This is a genomic window from Neisseria sp. P0013.S005, assembly GCF_051958425.1.
Taxonomy (GTDB): domain Bacteria; phylum Pseudomonadota; class Gammaproteobacteria; order Burkholderiales; family Neisseriaceae; genus Neisseria; species Neisseria subflava.
The window spans coordinates 411,753-418,441 of record NZ_JBQCVL010000001.1 but is presented as its reverse complement, the minus strand read 5'-3'; the positions used below and the strand labels follow the sequence as shown (position 1 = coordinate 418,441).

Genomic DNA, 6,689 nt, shown 5'->3' with positions numbered 1-6,689 from the left:
CTTTGTTAATTTCTATAACACTGTGAAGCCGCACCGCAGTTTGAACGGCGATACGCCGTTTGAGGTCTTGCAGGCTTATTTTTCTCAACCTGTGGTGTAAACAACGCGGTTATTTTCTACACCTAGCCACATCGCTCAACATCAGCGTGCAGCGCAGAAACTACCGCGGCCCCGACATCTTCAATATTCAGCGCCGCGACACCGAATACTTCACCCGCCTGTCGCTGTCGCACAGCCGCCTCTCCTGGAAAGGCTTCACCCCGCGCCTGAACTGGACCTGGTCGCACATCCACAGCAACCATTTCTATTACCGCTATAACAACCACCGCGTGTTTTTGGATATATTCAAGCAGTTCTGATGAAAAAGCAGCCTGCACTTTGTCGGTTACAGTAAAATCAACAGGGTTGCAGGTTGGAAATATTAAGCGGCAGACGAAAGATATTGCCGAATTGGAAGTGTTGAAACGGTAATATAGGATACCTGAAAATATAAACACAACATGAAAGGTTTATGATGGATAAAGGAATAAATAAGGATTTATTAGAAAAAGCAGTTAATCTTCTTAAGATGAAAAAAGAAAGAGAATCGAGAGACAGTATTGAATATCATAAGATTCATTACACTCAAATTATATTAGAAGAAATATCCCAATCAGATGATTGTTGGCTATCAATCTGCCCATTTAATTATCATTATATAGGTGAATCTTTTGAAAAAAGATTAAACTTTTTAGAAAATAATTGGGATTCAGAAATATTAGATGATATATTCCTAATGTCAATTAGATTCTTACGAGAAGCTGAATTGACAATGAAGCGTCAGTACAAACAAAAGCTTTGGAACGATGATAATACGTATGAAAGGATTTGGGATTGGTTTAAATCATTAACAAATGATGACATTCCCTCCAACAAGAGATCTCAATTAAATTACATACAAAACGACTATTCGCTTATGCTGCTCAACGATTATTTAGGAAATAAATCATTTCAAGCATTCTTAAACTATGAAGAAAATATAAAAAAAATTGAGCAACAGTCCATTACTTTAAAAGAAACATCAAACAAAATACAGAAAAGTTTTGGCGAGGAAATGCAGAAAAGTGTTGATGAGAAACTGAAAAAAGTCGAACAGTTAAGTGATACATTGAAAAATCTAGAGCAGGGTTTTAATTTTGTTGCCTTATCTGATGGATTCAGCAGAATGCTTAATGAAAAAAAAGAAAGTAAGGAATCGATTTTACAGCTTTTATTTCTTATTGCAGTAATTATTTCAGCAATCCCGGCATATAAATTTCTTTCTGATGGAGGTGCTAATTTAACTTGGCAGCAAATCGCAATAAGTGCGGGTTTGGAATTGGTTTTAATCTATTTCTTTCGCGTTGTCTTATTTCATTACCGTACTGTGCAAACCCAAATCATGCAGCTAGATTTGCGGCTGTCGCTTTGCCAATTTATCCAAAGCTATGCCGAATATGCCAAAGAAATCAAAACCAATGATAAAGATGCGCTAGATAAATTTGAAAATCTGATTTTTAGCAGCATCTTATCTAGTGATGAAAAAATCCCCAGCACATTTGACGGCTTGGAACAATTAAATAGTCTAATCAAACAGTTCAAACAATAATTTTCAGGTAGCCCACCTCCAAAAGCAGCCTGCACCCATCAAAAGGACCCCCATGAACATCACCCAAATCCTCTCTCAAGAACTCTCCGCTACCGCCGCGCAAATCACTGCCGCCGTCGAGCTTTTGGACGACGGTGCAACCGTGCCGTTTATCGCCCGCTACCGTAAAGAAGCCACAGGCGGGCTGGACGATACGCAGCTGCGCCAGCTTGCCGAGCGGCTGCAATACCTGCGCGAGTTGGAAGAGCGCAAAGCCGTTGTTTTAAAAAGCATTGAAGAGCAAGGTAAGCTTTCAGACGACCTCAGGGCGCAAATCGAAGCCGCCGACAACAAAACCGCGCTGGAAGACCTGTATCTGCCCTACAAACCGAAACGCCGCACCAAAGCGCAAATCGCGCGCGAACACGGTTTACAGCCGCTGGCGGACGTGTTGCTTGCCGAGCAGCCGCAGGACGTGGAAGCTGCCGCGCAAGGCTACCTGAACGAAAACGTTCCCGACACCAAAGCCGCGCTGGACGGCGCGCGCGCGATTCTGATGGAGCAGTTTGCCGAAGACGCGGAACTCATCGGCACGCTGCGCGACAAGCTGTGGAACGAAGCCGAAATCCACGCGCAAGTCGTTGAAGGCAAAGAAAACGAAGGCGAAAAATTCAGCGATTATTTCGACCACCGCGAACCCATCCGCACCATGCCGAGCCACCGCGCGCTGGCGGTTTTGCGCGGCCGCAACGAAGGCATATTGAACATCGCGCTCAAATACCAGCCCGACGACACGCCGATTACGCAGCAAAGCGAATACGAGCAAATCATCGCCCGCCGTTTCAAGGTTTCAGACGGCCACAAATGGCTGCGCGACACCGTGCGCCTGACTTGGCGCGCGAAAATCTTTTTGTCGCTGGAACTCGAAGCCTTAGGCCGTCTGAAAGAAGCCGCCGACACCGACGCGATTACCGTGTTCGCCCGCAATCTCAAAGACTTGCTGCTCGCCGCGCCCGCCGGACGGCTGACCACGCTGGGTCTCGACCCCGGCTACCGCAACGGCGTGAAATGCGCCGTGGTGGACGACACAGGCAAGCTGCTGGATACCGTCATCGTCTATTTGCATCAAGAAAACAATATGTTGGCAACGCTGTCGCGCCTGATTAAGCAGCATGGCGTGAAGCTCATCGCCATCGGCAACGGCACCGCCAGCCGTGAAACCGACAAAATCGCGGGTGAACTGGTGCGCGGAATGCCTGAAAGCAGCCTGCACAAAATCGTCGTTTCCGAAGCCGGCGCGTCGATTTATTCCGCGTCCGAACTGGCGGCGCGCGAGTTCCCCGACTTGGACGTTTCCCTGCGCGGCGCGGTGTCCATTGCCCGCAGGCTGCAAGACCCGCTTGCCGAGTTGGTCAAAATCGACCCCAAATCCATCGGCGTGGGCCAGTATCAGCACGACGTGAACCAAAGCCAGCTCGCCAAATCGCTGGACGCGGTGGTCGAAGACTGCGTGAACGCCGTCGGCGTGGACGTGAATACCGCCTCCGCCCCGCTCTTGGCGCGGATTTCCGGTTTAAATCAAACCCTTGCCCAAAACATCGTCGCCTACCGCGATGAAAACGGCGCGTTCGACAGCCGCAAAAAATTGCTGAAAGTACCGCGTTTGGGCGAAAAAACCTTCGAGCAGGCGGCGGGCTTTTTGCGGATTAACGGCGGCAAAGAGCCGCTGGACGCGAGCGCCGTCCACCCCGAAGCCTATCCCGTCGTCGCCAAAATGCTGGCGCAACAAGGCATTACCGCCGCCGAACTCATCGGCAACCGCGAGCGTGTGAAGCAAATCAAAGCGTCCGACTTCACCGACGAACGCTTCGGCCTGCCGACCATTCTGGACATCCTGTCCGAGCTGGAAAAACCCGGCCGCGACCCGCGCGGCGAGTTTCAGACAGCCTCATTTGCCGAAGGCATCCACGAAATCAGCGACTTGCAAGTTGGCATGATACTCGAAGGCGTGGTTTCCAACGTCGCCAACTTCGGCGCGTTCGTGGACATCGGCGTCCATCAGGACGGCTTGGTACACATCTCCGCCCTGTCCAATAAATTCGTCCAAGACCCGCGCGAAGTGGTGAAAGCCGGCGACGTGGTGAAAGTGAAAGTGCTGGAAGTCGATGCCGCCAGAAAACGCATCGCGCTGACCATGCGACTGGATGACGAGGCGGGCGGAGCAACCAAAGGCAACAGGCTGTCTGAAACCCGACATCAAGAACGCCACGACCGTAAACCCCAACGCAACGAGCGTGCCCCAACCAATTCAGCAATGGCGGATGCGTTTGCGAAGTTGAAGCGGTAAGGTAGAAAACCAATTGAAGGCCGTCTGAAAAGTGATGTTCAGACGGCCTTTATCGTATGGGGCGAATTAGATAATTGGTGGAATGGATATAGTGCTGCGCCCGTTGAATGTTACCGATACATTTTGTAGTAGGTACATGCAAACAAGCGTATAGTTCCAAATATCACAAACCCATCATCACAACCTTAGGAGTTCAAACCATGAAACCTGTTTTGTTTGCCGCGCTGATTTCCTGTTTCTCCGTTGCTGCATATGCGGTCTGTACCGACAGCCAGCAGCAGTGCGTGATTTATAAAAACGGCAACGTCGCGACAGAAGGCGGTTGTACGGTCAGCAAATGCCAAAGTGCCGATGCGCAAGTGTTGAAATGGAAGCTGAAAAACGGCAAAGGCGTAACCGTTGAAATCGGAAAAAACGGTAAGGTTTTGGTGAACAAGAAACCGGGTGCGAAAGCGAACAACAGCAATGCGTCAGGCATGGGTTTGACATGCTATGCCGCCGATGCGGACAAACGCGAACAGTTCTGCTCGACCAATTATTGATTGGATTGTTGCTTTGATTAAAGGCTGTCTGAAAAGTGTTTCAGACGGCCTTGATGTTTATCCTTCCGATATTTTTTCATTGAGAAAGTCGATAAAGCTGCGCACTTTCGCGCTGAGAAAGGCCCTGTCGACATAAGTGGCGTTCAGTTGGTCTGTCCAGATGGTGTAATCGGGCAGGAGTTGGATCAATGTGCCGTCCTTCAATTCCTGCTGAACCGCCCAAAGGGGCTGATAGCCTATGCCTGCACCTGATTTAATCAGCTCACGGATCATCAGTGTGTTGTCGCTGCGGATAACCGAGGAGAGGTGGAGAATGGCTTTTTCTGCGGTAGCGCGGTGGGTAATTTCCCAGTCTTGTTGACTGGTATAGGAAGGCAGGATGGCTTGGTGCTGCATGACGGCTTCGGGTGTATCGGGTGTGCCGTGTCGGGCAAGATAGTCGGGGGCGGCAAGCAGAACGAACTCGATTTTGGCCAGCGGTTTGACGATCAGCGAAGGGGAGGGGGTTTTGGAAACGCGCAAGGCGAGGTCGAAGCCTTCGGCGATGAGGTCGATATGGCGGTTGTCGAGGACGAGGTCGAGCGTGACTTTGGGATAACGCTGGCGGTATTCTGCCAACCATGCGCTCATATTGCCGCCTGCAAACCACAGGGGCATGGTAACGCGCAACATACCTTGCGGCGTGTCGGCACCGCCAGCCGCTTTTTGGGCGGCGGTGTCCAAGGTATCCAGCGCGTAGCTGCATTGGCGGTAGTATTCTTCGCCTGCTTCGGTCAGATGGAGGTTGCGGCTGTTGCGGTGTAAGAGCTTGGCTTGAATGGTGTTTTCCAGATGGCTGACGTGTTTGCTGGCCATGGCGGTGGAGATGTCGAGCTGATCGGCGGCACGGGTAAAACTACCGCTTTGAACAACTTGGCGGAAAACTTTTAGGCTGAATAGGGTATCCATGATTTCTTATTAGGAAACGTTGTATCAATAATTTTAGTATATATCTCTTACTGGGAATTATCTATACTGCACTTATTGAAATTGCTCCCTACCTCTTTCAGGTAGCCATTAAAATAAGGATTATTAAGATGTCAGCCCTCAAATCATTCCAACCGGTTGTATTGTCTGTCTTGCGTATTGTTGCGGCGTATCTGTTTTTGCTGCATGGCACAGCCAAGTTTTTCAGTTTTCCGATGTCCATGGGCGGCGCACCTGAAGGCTTGATGCTGGTGGCTGGTATTTTGGAAATTGTCGGCGGTATCTTATTGATATTGGGCCTGTTCACCCGTCCGGCCGCGTTTATTTTGTCCGGTCAGATGGCTGCCGCCTATTTTATGGCACACGCGTCTTCCGGTAATGTTTTGTTTCCATTGGCCAACCATGGCGAATCTGCCGTTTTGTTCTGTTTCGTGTTCCTGTATCTGGCAGTAGCCGGCGGCGGAGCGTGGGCGTTGGATAACGTTTTTGGTAAAGATAAAGATTAATTTAAGGAAAAGATCATGACTTATTCTGTTTTGCAACAAGCTGCTGAAACCCGTCGTTCTATCTATGCATTGAACAATACCCTGCCTCTGTCTAATGAGGAAGTAACCAAAATCATCGAACACGCCGTTTTGCATACGCCGTCTTCTTTCAATTCGCAATCTGCCCGAGTGGTCGTATTGTTTGGCGAAGAACATGCCAAAGTGTGGCATTTTGTCGAAGAAGCGTTGCGTGCGGTTGTTCCTGCCGAGCAGTTTGAAGCAACTGTACAAAAACTGAACTTGTTTAAAGCAGGCGCGGCGACAGTTTTGTTCTTTGAAGATCAAGATGTTGTCAAAGGCTTGCAAGAGCAGTTCCCATCTTATGCGGCCAACTTCCCGATCTGGGCGGATCAGGCCAATGCCATGGTTCAGTATGCTGTTTGGACAACATTGGCGGCTGCCGGTATCGGCGCCAATCTGCAACACTACAATCCGCTGCCTGATGCGGCCATTGCCAAAGAATGGAACCTGCCGGAAAGCTGGTTGTTGCGTGCGCAAATGGTGATCGGCGGTATCGCGGCTCCAGCCGGCGAAAAAGCCTTCCAACCAATCGAAGGCCGTCTGAAAGTATTCGGCGCATAAATGAAATGATGTTTTACATAAAGGGCGCGATGTTTGCGCCCTTTTTGAAATAGCAAAATAAAAGGCCGTCTGAAAACAGTTTCAGACGGCCTTTTATCTAT

At 49.6% G+C, this 6,689-nt stretch carries 7 protein-coding genes and 1 pseudogene; 7 read left to right on the top strand and 1 reads right to left on the bottom strand.

Features of this window, described 5'->3' with window-relative positions; all coding sequences use genetic code 11:
• The 5 genes and pseudogenes from ACTHTA_RS02140 to ACTHTA_RS02120 form a co-directional block, all read left to right on the top strand.
• Nucleotides 1-100, top strand: a pseudogene (locus ACTHTA_RS02140) (IS481 family transposase); the annotation flags it as partial.
• Between the two features lie 46 nt (nt 101-146).
• Entirely contained in the window at nt 147-359 is a 213-nt protein-coding gene (locus tag ACTHTA_RS02135; RefSeq protein WP_308886946.1) for a surface lipoprotein assembly modifier, read from the top strand.
• A 152-nt stretch (nt 360-511) separates the two neighbouring features.
• Entirely contained in the window at nt 512-1,627 is a 1,116-nt protein-coding gene (locus ACTHTA_RS02130; RefSeq protein ID WP_308886947.1) for a hypothetical protein, read from the top strand.
• Between the two features lie 52 nt (nt 1,628-1,679).
• Complete coding sequence (locus ACTHTA_RS02125) at nt 1,680-3,953, top strand: Tex family protein (RefSeq protein ID WP_308886948.1); 2,274 nt, start codon at nt 1,680-1,682, stop codon at nt 3,951-3,953.
• Nucleotides 3,954-4,153: 200 nt separating this feature from the next.
• Complete coding sequence (locus ACTHTA_RS02120) at nt 4,154-4,495, top strand: hypothetical protein (protein WP_308886949.1); 342 nt, start codon at nt 4,154-4,156, stop codon at nt 4,493-4,495.
• A gap of 57 nt (nt 4,496-4,552) precedes the next feature.
• On the opposite strand, the gene ACTHTA_RS02115 is transcribed toward ACTHTA_RS02120, so the two are convergent.
• Entirely contained in the window at nt 4,553-5,443 is an 891-nt protein-coding gene (locus tag ACTHTA_RS02115) for a LysR family transcriptional regulator (protein ID WP_308886950.1), read from the bottom strand.
• Between the two features lie 128 nt (nt 5,444-5,571).
• Here ACTHTA_RS02115 and ACTHTA_RS02110 point away from each other — a divergent pair, with 128 nt between their 5' ends.
• Together ACTHTA_RS02110 and ACTHTA_RS02105 are read left to right on the top strand one after the other, a co-directional pair.
• Complete coding sequence (locus tag ACTHTA_RS02110; RefSeq protein ID WP_070632706.1) at nt 5,572-5,967, top strand: DoxX family protein; 396 nt, start codon at nt 5,572-5,574, stop codon at nt 5,965-5,967.
• Nucleotides 5,968-5,982: 15 nt separating this feature from the next.
• On the top strand, nt 5,983-6,588 hold the full coding sequence (locus ACTHTA_RS02105; RefSeq protein WP_308886952.1) for a nitroreductase family protein: 606 nt from the start codon (nt 5,983-5,985) through the stop codon (nt 6,586-6,588).
• Nucleotides 6,589-6,689: the final 101 nt, after the last annotated feature.